Source organism: Quyinboa ferrireducens (assembly GCF_042436675.1).
Taxonomy (GTDB): domain Bacteria; phylum Bacteroidota; class Bacteroidia; order Bacteroidales; family UBA5342; genus JBHJHP01.
Genome location: NZ_JBHMVA010000001.1, coordinates 766401 through 782644 on the forward strand (window position 1 = coordinate 766401; position 16244 = coordinate 782644).

Annotated in this window: 15 protein-coding genes; 4 read left to right on the forward strand and 11 right to left on the reverse strand. The window is 39.6% G+C overall.

The annotated features are described in order from the left end of the window. The first annotated feature begins 8 nt into the window (after positions 1-8). From ACE01N_RS02875 to ACE01N_RS02890, 4 genes are all read left to right on the forward strand, one after another. On the forward strand, positions 9-2060 hold the full coding sequence (locus tag ACE01N_RS02875; protein ID WP_380584619.1) for a hypothetical protein: 2052 nt from the start codon (positions 9-11) through the stop codon (positions 2058-2060). A 211-nt stretch (positions 2061-2271) separates the two neighbouring features. Next, on the forward strand, positions 2272-2490 hold the full coding sequence (locus tag ACE01N_RS02880) for a DUF5320 domain-containing protein (RefSeq protein ID WP_380584621.1): 219 nt from the start codon (positions 2272-2274) through the stop codon (positions 2488-2490). Positions 2491-2570: 80 nt separating this feature from the next. After that, positions 2571-2981, forward strand: coding sequence for an acyl-CoA thioesterase (locus tag ACE01N_RS02885; RefSeq protein WP_380584623.1), 411 nt, complete (start codon positions 2571-2573; stop codon positions 2979-2981). 29 nt (positions 2982-3010) lie between these two features. After that, positions 3011-4714, forward strand: coding sequence for an FAD-dependent oxidoreductase (locus tag ACE01N_RS02890; protein ID WP_380584625.1), 1704 nt, complete (start codon positions 3011-3013; stop codon positions 4712-4714). 75 nt (positions 4715-4789) lie between these two features. On the opposite strand, the gene ACE01N_RS02895 is transcribed toward ACE01N_RS02890, so the two are convergent. The 11 genes from ACE01N_RS02895 to ACE01N_RS02945 form a co-directional block, all read right to left on the reverse strand. After that, positions 4790-6040, reverse strand: coding sequence for a M23 family metallopeptidase (locus tag ACE01N_RS02895; RefSeq protein ID WP_380584626.1), 1251 nt, complete (start codon positions 6038-6040; stop codon positions 4790-4792). Between the two features lie 8 nt (positions 6041-6048). Then, positions 6049-6459 (reverse strand): tRNA (adenosine(37)-N6)-threonylcarbamoyltransferase complex ATPase subunit type 1 TsaE, encoded by a 411-nt coding sequence (gene tsaE, locus ACE01N_RS02900; RefSeq protein WP_380584628.1) that lies wholly within the window; start codon positions 6457-6459, stop codon positions 6049-6051. Between the two features lie 3 nt (positions 6460-6462). After that, positions 6463-8016 carry a T9SS response regulator signal transducer PorX gene (gene porX, locus ACE01N_RS02905; protein ID WP_380584630.1) on the reverse strand — a complete coding sequence of 518 codons (1554 nt, stop codon included), beginning with the start codon at positions 8014-8016 and terminating at the stop codon, positions 6463-6465. Positions 8017-8040: 24 nt separating this feature from the next. Then, positions 8041-10803: a type IX secretion system periplasmic lipoprotein PorW/SprE gene (gene porW / locus ACE01N_RS02910; RefSeq protein WP_473965029.1), complete on the reverse strand. Its 2763-nt coding sequence runs from the start codon at positions 10801-10803 to the stop codon at positions 8041-8043. A gap of 129 nt (positions 10804-10932) precedes the next feature. Further along, a complete protein-coding gene (locus tag ACE01N_RS02915; RefSeq protein WP_380584634.1) occupies positions 10933-11520 on the reverse strand; it encodes an outer membrane beta-barrel protein in 588 nt (195 codons plus the stop codon). Between the two features lie 232 nt (positions 11521-11752). After that, positions 11753-12238: a hypothetical protein gene (locus ACE01N_RS02920; RefSeq protein WP_380584636.1), complete on the reverse strand. Its 486-nt coding sequence runs from the start codon at positions 12236-12238 to the stop codon at positions 11753-11755. A 103-nt stretch (positions 12239-12341) separates the two neighbouring features. After that, entirely contained in the window at positions 12342-13070 is a 729-nt protein-coding gene (locus ACE01N_RS02925) for a hypothetical protein (protein WP_380584638.1), read from the reverse strand. Continuing rightward, positions 13067-13849: a putative signal transducing protein gene (locus ACE01N_RS02930; RefSeq protein ID WP_380584640.1), complete on the reverse strand. Its 783-nt coding sequence runs from the start codon at positions 13847-13849 to the stop codon at positions 13067-13069. The genes ACE01N_RS02925 and ACE01N_RS02930 overlap by 4 nt, the downstream gene beginning before the upstream one ends. A 60-nt stretch (positions 13850-13909) precedes the next feature. Further along, entirely contained in the window at positions 13910-14389 is a 480-nt protein-coding gene (locus tag ACE01N_RS02935; RefSeq protein WP_380584642.1) for a hypothetical protein, read from the reverse strand. 186 nt (positions 14390-14575) lie between these two features. Further along, positions 14576-15043, reverse strand: a complete 468-nt coding sequence (locus ACE01N_RS02940; protein WP_380584644.1) for a lipocalin/fatty acid-binding family protein — start codon at positions 15041-15043, stop codon at positions 14576-14578. A 121-nt stretch (positions 15044-15164) separates the two neighbouring features. Further along, complete coding sequence (locus tag ACE01N_RS02945) at positions 15165-16235, reverse strand: fibrobacter succinogenes major paralogous domain-containing protein (protein WP_380584646.1); 1071 nt, start codon at positions 16233-16235, stop codon at positions 15165-15167. Between the last annotated feature and the right edge of the window lie 9 nt (positions 16236-16244).

Below are 16244 nucleotides of genomic sequence, written 5' to 3' on the forward strand. Positions count from 1 at the left end.
TATATAGTATGAAGAAGTATTTCCTATTTACATTTGTTTTAACCCTTTTGTTCCTGAGTAGCTGTGAGGAGAAAACCTGCGATTGTGATAATAATAACAGCGAGGTTCCTGAAGCCTTACAAGGCAAATGGGTTCGCGTGGAAAGTAACAATGTTGCAAATGATGGCATGATTATAAAAGTAGTGAATGATCAGGGTATTCTGTTAAGCGCCAATGCAGCATTATCATTCAATGCCGGAGATATTAAATGGAAAGATATTATTTCGGAAGGAGACAACATTTATTCCTACGAAGAACTGGGGAGTGACAACAATTATTATCCTGCAGAAATCTCACTGGAAAACGACAGTACGATCATGATCTCTGTAGGATCAACAGGTGCAGGAAATGAACAGAAATGGGTCAGGGAAGGGACCGGATCTTCTGTTGGCCCAACTGAAACGGTGATTTTGGATTGTAATGCTTTTAAGTCTGATTATACCCTGAAAAACGGACCTGCAGAGATTGATTATCTCATCGATTGTGTTGCTGATGTAACGGCAGCCTTAACCATAGAACCCGGAGTGGTGATTGCTTTTACCGAAAATTCCGGTCTTGGTGTTTTTGATGATGGTTCAATCAATGCGGTTGGCGATTCTGACCGACCAATAGTATTTATGGGCTACAACCCGGGTAAAGGATACTGGCGCGGTATTCATGTTGAATCATCATCCGTAAGTAATAAACTGGAAAACGTGATGATTTCGGATGCCGGAAGTAATTATGTGTATTGTTGTAACGACCCGGCATCTTTATTTATTAAAGGCGGTAAGATTGCCCTGAATCATGTTATCATCAGCAATGGTGCGGAAACGGGACTGGCTGCAACCAATGGTTCTGAGTTTGCTGGGTATTCCGATGTGACCATAACGTCACATGATGGTTACCCGGCTGCTTTCTCCACAAACGTGTTATCAGACATTGATGGTTTAGGATCTGATTATACCGGAAATGGATCAGATAATATTTTTGTGTGGGCTGATAAAATTACCTCTGAAACAACATGGAAACCCACGAATGTACCATATCTCATGGAAGGTAAAGTACTGGATGTTACTGAACTGCTGACCATAGAAGCAGGAACGGAGATAAAAATGGAAGAAAACGGCGGAATTGGCGTGTACGACAATGGAGCACTTAAGGTTACAGGAACTGATGCACTGCCTGTGACCATACAGGGTAAAGAGAATGTATCAGGTTACTGGAGAGGTATACATATGGAGACCAACAGTCTGAATAATCAGTTGCATTACCTGAATGTATACGATGCAGGTTCCAACTATGTTTATTGTTGTGTTGATCCTTCTGCATTATATTTTAAAGACGGAAAATGTTCGGTAGATCATTTAAATGTTTCAAGCGGTTCTGTTGGTATTTATGCTGCAGATGCGTTTACCTTTTCAGAGTACAGCAATGTAAATGTAGAAGCAAAAGATGAGCCTTTATTAATAGCTATAGAGCGGGCTAATGAGTTGAATACAAATTCAAAATACAGCAGTACGACAACCACAAAGAATTATATCACTTTTATTTCCAATACTGATGTCAAAGATCCTGTGGTTATTACAAATCCTGATCAATCCATACCATACCTTGTAGATTATGTGGTGGATATTACCGCACAACTTGAAATTCAGGCAGGGGTACAAATGGTCTTTAAAGAAGATGGTGGTCTGGGCATTTACGATGATGGCATTCTTTCAATTTCAGGCTCAGAAGGCGGGAGCGTGAGTTTGTATGGTTTTCAGGATGTACAGGGATACTGGCGTGGAATTCATACAGAGACTAACAGTCTGAATAATAAAATAAATTATGCGACCATTAGTAATGCCGGTGGAAATTACGTGTATTGTTGTAACCAGCCAACTGCAATTTTTGTAAAATCAGGAAAACTGGAAGTTACAAACTCTATGATTGATAATAGCGGCGGATATGGCATATATGTAAGAAGTGGTGCTCAGTTAACTCAGAGCGGAAATAGCTATGCCAATAATGCCGAAGGGAATTTATTTGAAGAATAAGTCATTTAAATTTGAAGTCAGAATCTTCTTACTTCTTGAACCGTCCGTTTTAAAAACGGGCGGTTTTTTTTACCTGCTTTGCAGCCCTAAAAATAGCGTAATAACAATTTGACAAAAATGCGTGTTAAAAATTTTCATTTATGAGAATATTCTCGATATATTTGTAGTGAGAATATTCTCATAATGTAATTGTATTTAAAGGGAGGTAGACATGCCAGGATTAAATGGAAAAGGCCCGGAAGGGAAAGGTTCCGGAACAGGTCGGGGAATGGGAAGGTGTAAAAGCCGCAACACTTCATCAGATGATCTGATTGATAGAGAAGCAGATCAGGGATCAGGAGCTAAGAGGATGACTCAACACAGAAACGGATTGGGATGTGCCAATGATTCTAAAAGAGTGGGAAGATTAGGGAATAGGCGCAATGCATAAATAAATGTATAATCAGGAGTACTGAAAAATCGTCTGCTTTATGTGTGATTATTGCATTTAGAGAATATATACGTCTACAAATGATAAGCGCTGAGTATAAGTTAAGACCCCGTTACGGAGAAGTGGATCAAATGGGATATGTTTATCATGCCAATTATGTAAGCTTTTGCCACGAAGCGAGGACGGAATTGTTGAGGCAATATGGCATTAACGACAGTGTGTTGGAAGAGAATAATGTGATGATCCCAGTGATCAACTTTCAAATAACGTATAAAAAACCTGCCCGGTATGATGAGGTTCTGACCATAACCACTACAGTCAGGAACTTCCCCGAAGTAAAGTTGCACTTTGAATTTGAGATCAAAAATGGTAAAAACGAATTGGTATGTACTGCGGTATCCACAGTAGTATTTGTAAATAAAGCCAACCGCCAACCGGTTCGTCTGCCGCATTTTGTTAAAGACGCACTAAAGCCTGCTTTTATAGGTTAAAACAACGCATGATATAAAACTAACCATTAATGACCAAAAAGAAAATGAGTAAAAAAATTATTGTAATTGGAGGTTCGGCAGCGGGTCCTAAAGCAGCTGCAAAAGCCCGCAGAATGGATGAGTTTGCAGAAATTACCATGATCCAAAAGGCACCTGATTTGTCCATGGCCTCTTGTGGCTTCCCGTATTATGTTGGGGGCTTTTTCGACGACAGAAACAAACTTTTATGCACACCAACCGGCGTGGTTCGTGATCCGAAATTTTACTGGAATGCCAAGGGTATTGTGGCAAAAGTAAATACCGAAGTAACCGGCATCGACAGAAACAGGAAATGTGTGGAATACACAGATTTGATTACTGGGGAAAAAGATTGTCAGCAGTATGATAAACTGGTGATAACTACTGGTGCAACTGCCAATATGCCGCCTGTTAAGGGTACTGATCTCGAAGGGATTACCATATTGCAGTCCATGATGGATGCTGATTATCTGAGAAAGATCCGTGATGAAGGAAAGGTGAAAAAGGCTGTGGTCATCGGTGGTGGCCTTATAGGTATAGAAACACTGGAAGCACTGAACCTTGCAGGAATAGAGCTTACGATGGTTGAGCTGTTACCGCAGTTACTGACTTTCCTCGATTGGAAAATGGCTAAACTGGTGGAGAATTATCTTAAGACTAAAGCCAACGTGATCACCAAAAACGGGGTGGCAGAATTCATTGGTGAAAACGGAAAGCTTACCGGGGTAAAACTGCAGAACGGAACAGAAATTCCCTGTGAACTGGCTGTTGTAGCTATTGGGGTCAGACCCAACGTAAAACTGGCTAAAGAAGCTGGTTTGGAAATCGGTTCACTGGGTGGCATATCTGTGAATGAATATATGCAGACCTCTGATCCGGATATTTATGCAGCAGGTGACTGTTGCGAGATAACAAATATTATTACCGGTAAAAAAGTTCTGGCACCTTATGGTGATCTTGCAAACCTTGAAGGAAGAGTGGTTGGCGAAAATGTGATATGCGGAAATAAAAAGAAGTTTCCGGGTACTATTCAGACAGGTGTATGTAAGTTATTCGATTATGGTATTGGGATTACAGGCTTGTCGGAAACGAAAGCAAAAGAAGCTGGTATTGATTATGTGAAGGTAATTAATGCAAGTCCCGATAAGCCCGGTTTTATGGATGGGAAACTTTTGGTAACTAAGCTTGTTGCAGAAAAGGAAACAGGGAAAGTTCTTGGTGCTCAGTGTGTAGGTCCCGGTGATGTGAGTAAACAACTGGCCATATGGGCAACAGCCATAAAGGGTAATCTGTCTGTTTATGATATGATAAATGCTGATTTCCCTTATGCCCCTCCGTTCTCATTGGCTATAGATCACAGCATTGCAACAGCGCATCTTTTAACAAATAAAATGGAAGGGATCTTCGATGGGATATCTGCTATGGAATTGAAGGAAAAACTTGACAGGGAAGATAAGCTGTTTATTCTGGATGCCCGTGGTGCTGACGAATATGAGCAAACCCGTCTTGGAATCGGCGAAACGTTGATACCTATCGGAATGCTTAGAAAAAGACTGAATGAAATTCCTGAAGATAAAAACACAGAAATCATAACCTATTGCAAAATTTCTTTGCGTGGCTATGAGGCTGCCGTTCTTTTGAAGGCTCATGGTTATAAAAACGTGAAGGTACTGGAGGGCGGAATTATGGCCTGGCCGTACAGCAAAGAAAAATAGTTGTTCTATCTCTCCTACCTAAAAAGCCATCTGTCTCAATTCAGGTGGCTTTTTTAATAAACCAGGCGTTAATTTTTATTCTTCTTTCTCAGGTTTATTCCAATCAATTGCCTTGAGCATATCAATGGTATTTTTCTTCACCACATTAAAGCTATCCCTGTTGGCTTCAAGAATTGGCTTGACAGGAGGTGCTTTTACTTTCAGCGGATTCATCAGTTTCCCGTTTTTAATCACACGAAAATCGAGGTGAGGTCCACTGGCCAGTCCGGTCATTCCAACATAACCAATTACCTGACCCTGTTTGACACGTGTACCTACATACATCCCGTTAGCAAACTTTTTCAGGTGCATATATACGGTTGTGTATACCGAATTATGTTTTACATAGAGGTAATTGCCCCCTCCGTTTTTCTGGTATCCACGTTTAGTAATGGTTCCGTCACCAATGCTAAGAACCGGTGTTCCTGTTGGAGCTGCATAATCGATGCCCTGGTGTGCGCGGTAGTATTTTAAAACCGGATGCCAGCGCCGTAACGAGTATCCTGAACTAATACGTGAAAAATATTTAAGTGGTGCTTTTAAAAAGGCTTTCCTCAGACTGTTTCCATCTTCATCATAAAAACTGACTGTGCTATCCTGTTCAAATGGAATAGCTAAGAAATGATCTCCACGGTTTACAAATTCGGCTGCAATGATCTTCGATATTCCGAGCGAGGTGGAATCCACATAATCCTCGTCATATATCACCCGAAACCTGTCCCCTTTTTCGATGCCAAAGAAATCTATGGTCCAGGCATAGATATCCGAAAGTTCCACTGCCAGCATTGGATTATACCCGTTATCCACCATCGTATTCCAAAGGGACGTATTTACTACTCCGGTAGCTATTTTTCGTTCTGTAATTATCGGTTTTTGTCCGGTATAAATCTGAACCCCATCCCTGAAATCATAAACCACATAATCTGATTCAGTCTTTTCATATACGAAATAAGCAATCTGCGGAACTGAATCAAGCGTTTGAAATACTGTATATTTATTTCCGACCTTAATTTTCCTAACATCAAACACGTCGCGGTAACTGCGGGCCAGTTTATCAATGGTTTGATAGCTTACGCCATAGCCACTGAGAATATTACTCAGAAACTGGTTGCGTTTAACACGATCATGAGTCACAATAAAAGAATCTACCGGCAGACCGTATTCACGGTTGATCACAACAGGAATGGTGTCTTCAGGAACCACATCCGAAGATTCAGCTTGTTTATTCGTGTTCTTACATGAAAAAAGAAGAAAAAAAGTAAAAAGTATCAGGATGTATTGTTTCATAATTCAGTTCAAAAAATTACGCTCCGTGATCCGTCTTCGTTGACCTGTACAGTTACTGCAAGGGTATTTTCAGGTAAAATAGGTTCCACCAGTTCCGGCCATTCTATAAAGCAAAGGTTTCCACTGTAAAAATAATCTTCGTACCCAAAGTCATAAGCTTCCTCAAGGTTTTTAATGCGATAAAAATCAAAATGGAAGATATGGGAACTGTTATCTGTTTCATAATCATTTACAATGGCAAACGTTGGACTGTTTACCTGATCCACAACATGCAGCTGCCTGCAAAGCGCTTTTATAAAAGTTGTTTTCCCGGCACCCATTTTACCATAAAATGCCATAACATGGTTGTTACCGATAGAGTTTACAAATTCTCCGGCAACACGGTCAATATCTTTAAGGGAATCAATTTTCAGCTCCATAAATTATTTTTTTGGACTCATAACCACAAACGGAACAATCATCTCTTCCATGGATATTCCGCCATGCTGGAACGTATCGCGATAATAATTCACGTAATGATTGTAATTGTTGGGGTAGGCAAAAAAATCGTTGTAATAGGCAAAAATATATTTTGAGCTCACATTAATGGATGGCAATGCGATCTGATCCGGTCGATTGATGTCGAACACTTCCTTTCGGTCATACCCCAGGTTTTTACCAACCTTATAACGAAGATTGGTGTTGGTATTGCGATCACCAACCACCTTAATCGGGTTTTTCACACGGATGGTTCCATGGTCTGTTGTCACAATCACTTTGCAGTTCTTTTCTGCCAGTGTCTTGAAAATTTCAATGGTAGAGGAGTGCTTGAACCACGAAATCGCCAGTGAGCGATAGGCCGCTTCATCAGAAGCCAGTTCGCGTATGGTTTTTGATTCTGTTCGGGAATGCGACAGCATATCCACAAAGTTGAGCACAATTGTATTGATATCGTTATGTAAAAGATTAGGGATCTGCTCCACCAGCTTTCCTCCGGCGGCGGTATCAAAAATCTTGTTGTATGAGTGTGTATATTTCTTTCTGAACCGCTCTATCTGTGTGCCCAGTAGCTCATCTTCATAATTATTTTTGCTTTCTTCTTCGTCCTCGTCCACCCAGTAATCCGGAAACATCTTTTTGATTTGTTCCGGCATTAAACCGGAGAAAATTGCATTTCGTGCATACTGCGTAGCAGTGGGCAGAATACTGTAGTAAAGTTCTTCTGAATCGAAGGAGTAATACTCACTGAGAATGGTCTTGATATCTCTCCACTGATCGTAGCGCAGATTGTCAATTACAATCAGAAATACTTTTTCACCTTTATCGAGCAGCGGAAAAATTCGGTCTTTAAACAGGTCAGGACTCATCATCGGTTTATCTTCAGGCCTGTTGGTAAACCACGAAACATAGTTTTTACTGATGAATTTACAAAATGAATGATTGGCTTCGTTTTGCTGCATCTGTAGTACCTCCTTCATCGGATTATTGGTGCCGTCAAGTTCCAGCTCCCAGAATACCAGTTTCTCATACACTTTCATCCAGTCTTCCCAGTCCATGGAATCGTTAATCTCCAGGCTCAGTTGAGTAAAAGTGGACTGGTAATCAGAGGTCACCTTGCGGCTCCGTATTTCGCGCGACTGCACATTCTTTTTAATGGAAAGGAGCATCTGGTTTGGGTTCACCGGCTTAATCAGATAGTCGGCAATATTACCACCAATGGCTTCATCCATAATGTTTTCTTCCTCGCTCTTGGTCACCATCACTACAGGTACACCCGGATCAATATTTTTTATAGTCTCCAGTGCTTCCAGTCCGGTCATTCCCGGCATATTTTCATCCAGAAAGATGATGTCAAAGCTTTGTTTTTTACACGCTTCAATGGCTTCATCGCCACTAAGAACGGTTACAACTTCGTAATTTCTGCCCTGCAGAAACATCACATGAGGTTTAAGCAGGTCCATTTCATCATCAGCCCACAAAATCTTTATATCATCCATAGTATTCCTTTTGTTTTAGTGCGTTCAGTTATTTAACGCTTTTCCGGGTGGTTCATTATCCGGCTCATCCTTTTTAAAAGGATCCTGTATGGTTCCTTCCTTTGGTTTTATGAATCTGTCATAAAACCGCTCATATTCCTCCAGATCCCTAGTGGTTACCAATGCCCTGAAGTTACGGTCCGAAATAACCATACGTTCATACGGGATGGCACTCAGGATCTCGTATAATGACTGATCCAGGATAAATGTACGCTGGTACCACAAACTTTCGTCCAGACCATTGAATCCGTTAATGATAAGTATGGTGGTATCCTGGTTATAGCTGAGCCACGACAGATCAAAATCCTTGATCAGAAACTTGGTAAAGTTGAACCGTGCCACTTCGTAAAGGAACTGGTTCTCATTTACCCTGCCCGAAGGAATGAGCATTACAAAGTAGTAAAGCGCATCTTCGTCATAAGTATATAACGAACGTTCGCCGGTTTCGTTTAATACAGCTGTGGTATCCACGAATGCTTCCATCCCCAGTTGCTCCAGAAGTTCATCGCGTTTTTTCAGTAACGATCCGGGAGTAGCGCCGGTACCCGACAATTTTTTGCCTGCATCAAGCTGTGCCAGAATATTTTTAGCCTGTTCCGATACACGTTCTTCAGGATACTGTGTGCGCAGCTCCGTAAGCTGTTTACGGAATACCTCAGCAGAATCCTGATTCGATCCTGTGATGAGTGCATTCAGAAACATAAAGTTTGGCTTCAGTTCGGTATCCGGATATTTCTCAATAATCTGACGGTAGTTATAAGTTACTGCATTGAAATCTCCGTCCATGTAGGCTTTGTAAGAGGCCTCATATAAAGAGTCCTGTTCCTGTTTCGCCAGTTCCAGTTTCTTCATGTAATCCGGGTCAGACAAAATGGTTGCATACCGGCTGTTCGGGAATTCATCAATAATTTTTTGCTTATAGACTTCTGCCTGCGCAACGTCATCCTTCTTCTCATAACACTGGTAGAGTCCGAAATAGGCATCCAGTACCTTCTCGTGTTTCGGGAACTTGCTGATCAGTTGGTTGTAATAATCAATAGCCTTGTCATAATCGTTCAGGTTGACCCTGAAAACTTCGCCCAAGCCAAACAGGGCCATGGCTATTTTATTGTTTGACGCTTTTATTTCCTGTTCAGATGACGGAATATTCTGCAGGTAGAATTCCCGGGTTTTGTTATCCATAACCTGTGCCGTATCTTCCTCTGTATCCTGATCCTGGGCCATATTCCCAAAACCAGTGTCCATTTTTACACTTCTTCGCCAGTTATCCTCAAGCTTACGGTTGCCCCATATTCGCTGGAATTCTTCGCGTCCTCTTTGTACAAGCTGTGGATTATAAAAGTACCAGTCGCTCTGACCCGGAAGATTGAGGATGGATTCACCTTTTGCGGCAGCTTCAGCGGCCCGTTTCTCATCTGCTTTAACTTTTTCAATAATGCCGTCTATCAATACATTCTGTTGTTGTGGTGTTAAAGAGGCCACCATCTGCATACTGTCCTGGTATTCTATTACTTCGAAATATTCTGCCATCTGGTTCAAAACATTGGCCAGGTTACGGATATTCCGTACACCCGGATATTCATCTCCAAAAGCTGTTGCCGCACCGGCATAATGCGGCTGTGCCAAACGGTATTCACCACGATCGAAATAAATATTGGCCAGCGTAAGTTGCGATAATCCTTTCTGAACATTATTCTTCGTGCTGTTTTCAACAGACAGCTCATAATTTTCTATTGCGGCTTCCACGTTATTCTGAGAAAGTTCAAGATTAGCAATTGCATAGTAGATCTGATCGAGGTATTCCTGATTTTTTTCATCCCTGATCATCTTACGCAATTCCTTCTTAATGCCTTCAGCATTGCCTTTCCCCTGAAATACTTCAGTAAGGCGTATCCTTGCATTGAACTCCATTTCGTATGGCGGACTCATTTTCAGCACCTGGTTGTAAGTTGCCACAGCATTTTCGAAGTTTTCCGATTTCTGATATAACTGCGCCAGAATGTACAAATAACGACGTTTAATTTTTTTATCTTTTTGTTCTGCTATGGCCTCTTTCAGGTAGGGAATAGCGTCCTTATACTGTTCCCGTTTTAAGGCCAGATCTGCAGAAATTGCTGCAAACTCTCCTGACAGACGGATTGGGAAATTATCGTCGTTGGCTTTCTTCAATATATCTTCAGCTTCGTAGTACCATCCCATTTCGGTATAGGCACTTGCCATCCATAGCTCTGCTTCGTACCTGACTTCCTGAGTTGAGAAATGGCGACGGATGTAATTGAAAATGCCGATGGATTCAAGAAATTCACCTTTATAAAAGTGCGCTTTCCCCATCAGCATATAAGCATCTTTAACCATGCTGTTGAATTCCTCCTGGCGGAACCACTCTACATATGCCTTGTCGTTTGACCGTGTTGATTTGAACTTTGGTTTGCTCCTGATAGAATGCTTTTTGATGAGTTTTTTTGCTTTTTCAATGGCATAATCCATTTCCTTATCTGATTTTCCAAGGTTGCTGTGCACACTGTACGGAAAAAGCGGAAGGATTTGTGAATAATCATCCTGAAGACCATCTTCTATACGTTTTACACCTTTTTGAAATGCCTCATTTCCGTTAAAGTATACATTGTAACGTGAGGTCATTTCATGGTATGTACGCGAAAGCCTGGTGTTACGCGAGGTAGAACACCCGGCAGCAATCAAGATTAACGCCAGAAGAAAGTATATGTGGGTCTTAAAATTACGGTTCAAAATTGATGAATGTTAACGATTTACTTACATAATAACACAATAACTGCAAATTTATTTTTTTTAGGCGATTGATTTATGCAGATGAGTGGTTTTTTATGAAAAGTTACAGGATTAAAACCTCAAAAACAATTAAAGGAAGAAGCCAAAACCAAGTCCGATGTTAATATTATTTCTTTTTGTTATGCTGCTGGTAGAGTCATCCCCGCCATAATCCCGAATGTATTTGCTGTTTGAATGGGTGTAATTCAGGCTACACTTTATACATACTGATTCATTAATAAAATAGGCGAGTCCGGCTTCCAAATCACCTTGTGTTATAATCGTCACAGAGAGAGGTGTTCCACCCCAATCAGACCTTTCGTTTCCACGGCTTATCATAACACCCACATATGGTAATAATGGTTTTGATCCGAAATATTTATTGACTCCGGCGCCGAAAGCTAGATTTAATCCATTATATGCTGATCCTGAATATTCAGTATTTGATATGACCAGTTTGGGTGTGAGAATAACTTCAAAATTATCGACAATAAAATATCCAACTCCGGGATTAAAACCCAAAGAATAGGACAGGTATGATGAATTGGATTCAATTTGAGTTGTTCCGATATTACCAAAAATGGAACCATTTAATGTTATGGTACTTTTTTCAATTTGTGCGTAAACAGAACTGCTTAAAATTGCTAAACTAATGAGCAGAGTTAGTGTTTTAACCATGGATACTGAGTTTTTTGTTATGCAACATGATCATGATAAAATCCTTTACCTTCTCTGGTACTTTATGTTGCTTATGAATAATTATTGATTGGTTCATTAAATATTTTAATGTAGATTAAGTCATTTATTGTGAAATGATTACTAGTATTCTAACTGATTTGCTTTAATTCAACATATCAGGTGTTTTTACAACGTGCAAAATTCAACCCCTTTTTTAAGGACTTTTCAGAACCTAAAACCTGAATTTAAGTCCAATTCCATTTTGTGTCATTGAAAACCTTAACTCTGTTTCGTAATGGGTTGAACTTGTTCGTAAATCTTCATTGTAAGTGTCAACTGCCTGTCTAACCTTTTTGTTGGAACTTATGCTTATAGGTATTGATATCACAACCAAACCAGCACCCACACCTGCCATGGTCCAGTTTGGATCTCCTCCGGCTAATGCAGTGCCTAAGGGATAACCTACCAAAAAACCACCAACACCACCCAATATACCTGCGATTGCACTGTTGGCACGGGCTGATTGAATTTGTTTATAAGCTGCATCATTCGGTTTTAAAGCCGTAACTAATTGTGGCATTGTGAGTTTTATATTTGATTTGTAAAACTCATAACCACCAGTAACTTTATGTGCTGATATTGAATCCCTGTCTGTTTGTGCATATGTTAATGAGATACTAACAGTAAACAGGAAAATGAATAAGGTTATTTTTTTCATTTTAAATGGTTTGTTTTAATTATTGAATAAAAATAAATATTTTATGAATGTGGCAAGATATGTCATTGAGCTAATATTTGAGAGGATATATAGTTACTTTTCTTTATTCTGTTTCCTTCAGATAGGTATATATTTCAGTTCCCAGTACCCTTAGGGCTTTGAGAACAGCCTCTTTTTCTGTATTGTTGCGCAGTTCTTCCATCGTATAGTCACCTGATGTTTTTTTGCCGTAACTTTCACGTGTTGTTATGGTAGTAAATGGAATAACTCCTGTCCGCGTATCCATTAGAAATGCTTCCACACTGGCAAATGCTTTCACCTCATCGGCACTGAAAGATCTGTATTTGTAATAAATATCACTACTAATGGAATAAACAAGCAATAAATCAGCCTGTAATCTTATGGCTGTTTCGCGAAGATTAGTGATAGACGACTGGCGGTCTGCCATAATTGAGGGCATCAAAATGACCTTAGCCGTTTTTTCGGATGTGGTTAACTTTTGTTTTAATGTTTCGATATACCCCTGTTGGGTTTTGAGATACTCTTCATCAGTTCTGTAATAATAATATGGTCTGCCATGTGATAATCTTTCTCCCTCAGCCTGATAATTAAAAATGGCTATTCTAAGTGAATCTCCAAATTTGATCTTTCCGTTCAGAAGTCGTTGAATATCGTCTTCTGATATTGTTCTTTCAGGACTGTTAAACATGGAACGGGAAACAAGATCTTCCTCAGGTACTGCCGGTATAGCAGAAGAGGGAACCTGTTGTAACGAACATGAACTCAAAGTGAATATTGCCATTAAAAGAATCAGATAAAACGCTTTTCTCATTTGTCTTGATTTTGGTTATGATCAGGTTGTTGATGTTTGACTTTAAAATCTTTTCCACAGTTAAAGCAGTGGTATTTATGTCTGATGGGAGGAAAGGGCACCATGGTAATCAGTGAAAAAAACAGGTAAGGGATATCCCATTTATAATCGATGGCATCATCAAAACGTACATTCTTTGATGCGCAATGCGGGCAACTTACGATACCAAAATCCTTCTTTTGATGTGTAAAATTCTCTACATCTTCCTTGTCCAGATAATATTCCGTTGGATTGGGTCTTAGATTTTTCAGAACATCAAAATTAAAGTCGGTCAGTTCATGGATGAGTTCCCCAATTGATGGGGTCTTATCTTTATGCGATAGCTTTAGGAACTGCTTTTCTGCGATGATAAGATCTGCCAGTTCTGTGTCAGTCACCAGTTTTCTTGCAATTTTTTCGGGTTGATCCAGAAGTTCGGGATCATGGCGTAAAATGGATTTTATGTGCAATATCTCATCCTCCTTTTCCATGGCGCCATTAACAGCATCTTCCATGGCATAGCTTCCGGTCTCATCCACCAGGTTCACATCCTGAATAGCCTGTAATACCTGCTTCGCTTTATCGTACTGATCTTCGGGAACCTTAAGCTTAACCCCGCCTATGGCAACGGACCGGAATGGATGCACCCAAACCAGGTTTTCATCAAAAATATAACACTCAATACCTTCCGATTCAAGCCTGCCTTTAAGAATATGGCATTCAACAGGCATGTTGGATATGTGAATGGTTTTAAGGTTCATTCTTACTGGTTTGTCTGGTATATCTTTAATTCACTGACTAAGATATAAAAAAATCAGCCATTATTCCTTTTTAATATCACCATGACCTTTATGAACAATATAAAACAACGAATCCTGTACTACATAGTACATCCGGTAATATCCGTTTTTGTAGGAACTAAAGTCAAACCCCAACAAATTAGCAGTACTTCTATGTGACATTTTTATATTGTACATTTCATCCACTATAACGATGTTCAGAATCATATTCTTATTGGGATAAGACAGATTCCCATGATCAGATAACGGGTTTGGATAGAATGAGATGTGACCTGTAATGCTTTGATACTCCTGATTGTCAGGTTCAGTGAATTTAGCTACCTTCTTAAAGTCAAGGGTGTCAAACAGGTTTTTCTCTTTTTGTGAAAAATCGTCATTTAACTGCCAATCTCTGCTATCATTTATGCTGGTAAAATCAGAATCCGTTTCGCAGGAAACAGACAGCAACAAAAGTATTGCAGTACTTAATAAAACGAATGTATTGAGTTTAAGTCTGGGCATGGTGATTTTTATTATGGTTTTTAGGGCATTATTACTTGTAAACTTATCACTTCTAACTTGCGAAGAATGGTTTCGTGGTAGTAAAATATTATTCCGTTTTATAACGACGACCTGTCCTCCTTTGTTGGGACAGGTCGTGTTATCAGAAATGGTTATAAAATTGAATATCTTTTAAAAATGTCCTGTCTACTCTTTAGCAAAAACGTAAGTTTCTTCTGATTCGCCATACGACGACGATGCTTTAACATTGATCTGTAAATTCGAATCCACCAGTTGGTATGTTTCCACAAGTGTCAGTTCATTACCATCCTGCATCGGTATTTTTGTTGTTACAATCAACGTTTTTGAATCATCTGACCATACGGCTGTTGATTTCTTTTCACTATCACGAAAGCCTTTGTTAATGCATTCCTTCCCATCAAGTGTAAGCTTATCAGTAAATGTAAAATCCTGATCACGAAATGTAGAATGTTTTTCAATCGTTAATGTATTCTTATCCTGAGTCAGAATAAGCTGATTGGGTGCCATGCTAAACTGTTCATTCAAAGTGCTTTTCGATTTGTCGATATTCCAGGTTCCTGAAAAATCTGCATTTTTAGCAAACGATGCACTGGACAAAGCCAAAACAATTAATAGAAGAGTTAGGTGTTTCATAATTATTGATTTATAAGTTAATAATTAGTGCAATCTAAGAAAATTAATCCAAATATTTTATGACTGTTTATTGGCGTTTCGTTTTTTAGAATGCTTATTCTTAGTAAAATCAATATTTACGTTAATCCTTTATACAACGAACAGACACTCCACCCATAGACTTATTACCACCACCGGAGTTAATAACACCATTTTCAGCATTAACATCCACTTTAATTGCATGGGTATCAGAAGATGAGGTTGAACTCCACCAATGTCCTTTAAAACCCAAATGGTAGAAGTTACCATCAACAGCGCGATATCCACCGGGTAAGGCCGTAAATTTACTTTCATTAGTCGCATCAGTATTTGCGGTTGTCCAGTGAATGTTACCGGTTTCTTTAAGCTTGCTTCCAGCTATTGTATCTCCTCCCAGATATTCAAACAATGTTATCCACTCTTCCTCTGATGGAACATGCCATCCAAATGGACACAGTTTTCCTGTATTCACAGTATGCCAATTATATAAAGCACCATATAGTTTAGCATTTGCAGTGCTGTCATTATCATACCAACAGTAGGCAGGTTTATTCTGGTACCTCCATTCTGTTCCGTCTGTGACAAGTTCAATTTGTTCACCGTCGTTATATCTTGTTACTCTCAGATTTTCTTCCATCCATATTTGTTTGCCTATTATTACCATATTGTAATTGTTGCTGTCAATATCCGTAACAGTATAAAGTCCTAAACTAATTAGTATATTTTCCATCGCTGCAACTTTATTTTCTAATGCATTATCCCCGGTTATTCTTTCAGCAGTTTTTGCATGCAAGGCATATGGTACGCTTAACAACTGGCTTGTACCTGTAATGGTATAATCAGTTCCTCCAGTGGGGTCTGCTTCGGTTTTAATGAAATATGGTCCCTTTGCCCAATCAACATTTGCAAAACCACCACTTACAACCATACCGGTACCTACTTCGATACTTACTAAGCCATTTTCATTGGTTGTCGGCGTTTGAGTTTCAACATACACTGCAGCACCATCGGGAGACTCCTGCATAATGCTTATTTGCATCCCAACAGGTTGGTTTGGTAACAAATTGTTATTTGCATCCCGGATTACTGCCTGATAGCTCATCTTTTCGGGTGGCTGAGCAAACACACTTACCGTAAATACGATGGCTGTCAAAATGATTAATAATCTTTTCATTACGTTTTG

Bases quoted from the DNA above. Each gene is read 5' to 3' on its own strand.
- ACE01N_RS02915 (WP_380584634.1), bottom strand. From the start codon at position 11,520: ATGGTTAAAACACTAACTCTGCTCATTAGTTTAGCAATTTTAAGCAGT.
- porX (WP_380584630.1), bottom strand. From the start codon at position 8,016: ATGGATGATATAAAGATTTTGTGGGCTGATGATGAAATGGACCTGCTT.
- ACE01N_RS02875 (WP_380584619.1), top strand. From the start codon at position 9: ATGAAGAAGTATTTCCTATTTACATTTGTTTTAACCCTTTTGTTCCTG.
- ACE01N_RS02880 (WP_380584621.1), top strand. From the start codon at position 2,272: ATGCCAGGATTAAATGGAAAAGGCCCGGAAGGGAAAGGTTCCGGAACA.
- ACE01N_RS02945 (WP_380584646.1), bottom strand. From the start codon at position 16,235: ATGAAAAGATTATTAATCATTTTGACAGCCATCGTATTTACGGTAAGT.
- tsaE (WP_380584628.1), bottom strand. From the start codon at position 6,459: ATGGAGCTGAAAATTGATTCCCTTAAAGATATTGACCGTGTTGCCGGA.
- ACE01N_RS02935 (WP_380584642.1), bottom strand. From the start codon at position 14,389: ATGCCCAGACTTAAACTCAATACATTCGTTTTATTAAGTACTGCAATA.
- ACE01N_RS02925 (WP_380584638.1), bottom strand. From the start codon at position 13,070: ATGAGAAAAGCGTTTTATCTGATTCTTTTAATGGCAATATTCACTTTG.
- ACE01N_RS02920 (WP_380584636.1), bottom strand. From the start codon at position 12,238: ATGAAAAAAATAACCTTATTCATTTTCCTGTTTACTGTTAGTATCTCA.
- ACE01N_RS02885 (WP_380584623.1), top strand. From the start codon at position 2,571: ATGATAAGCGCTGAGTATAAGTTAAGACCCCGTTACGGAGAAGTGGAT.
- ACE01N_RS02895 (WP_380584626.1), bottom strand. From the start codon at position 6,040: ATGAAACAATACATCCTGATACTTTTTACTTTTTTTCTTCTTTTTTCA.
- ACE01N_RS02890 (WP_380584625.1), top strand. From the start codon at position 3,011: ATGACCAAAAAGAAAATGAGTAAAAAAATTATTGTAATTGGAGGTTCG.
- ACE01N_RS02930 (WP_380584640.1), bottom strand. From the start codon at position 13,849: ATGAACCTTAAAACCATTCACATATCCAACATGCCTGTTGAATGCCAT.
- ACE01N_RS02940 (WP_380584644.1), bottom strand. From the start codon at position 15,043: ATGAAACACCTAACTCTTCTATTAATTGTTTTGGCTTTGTCCAGTGCA.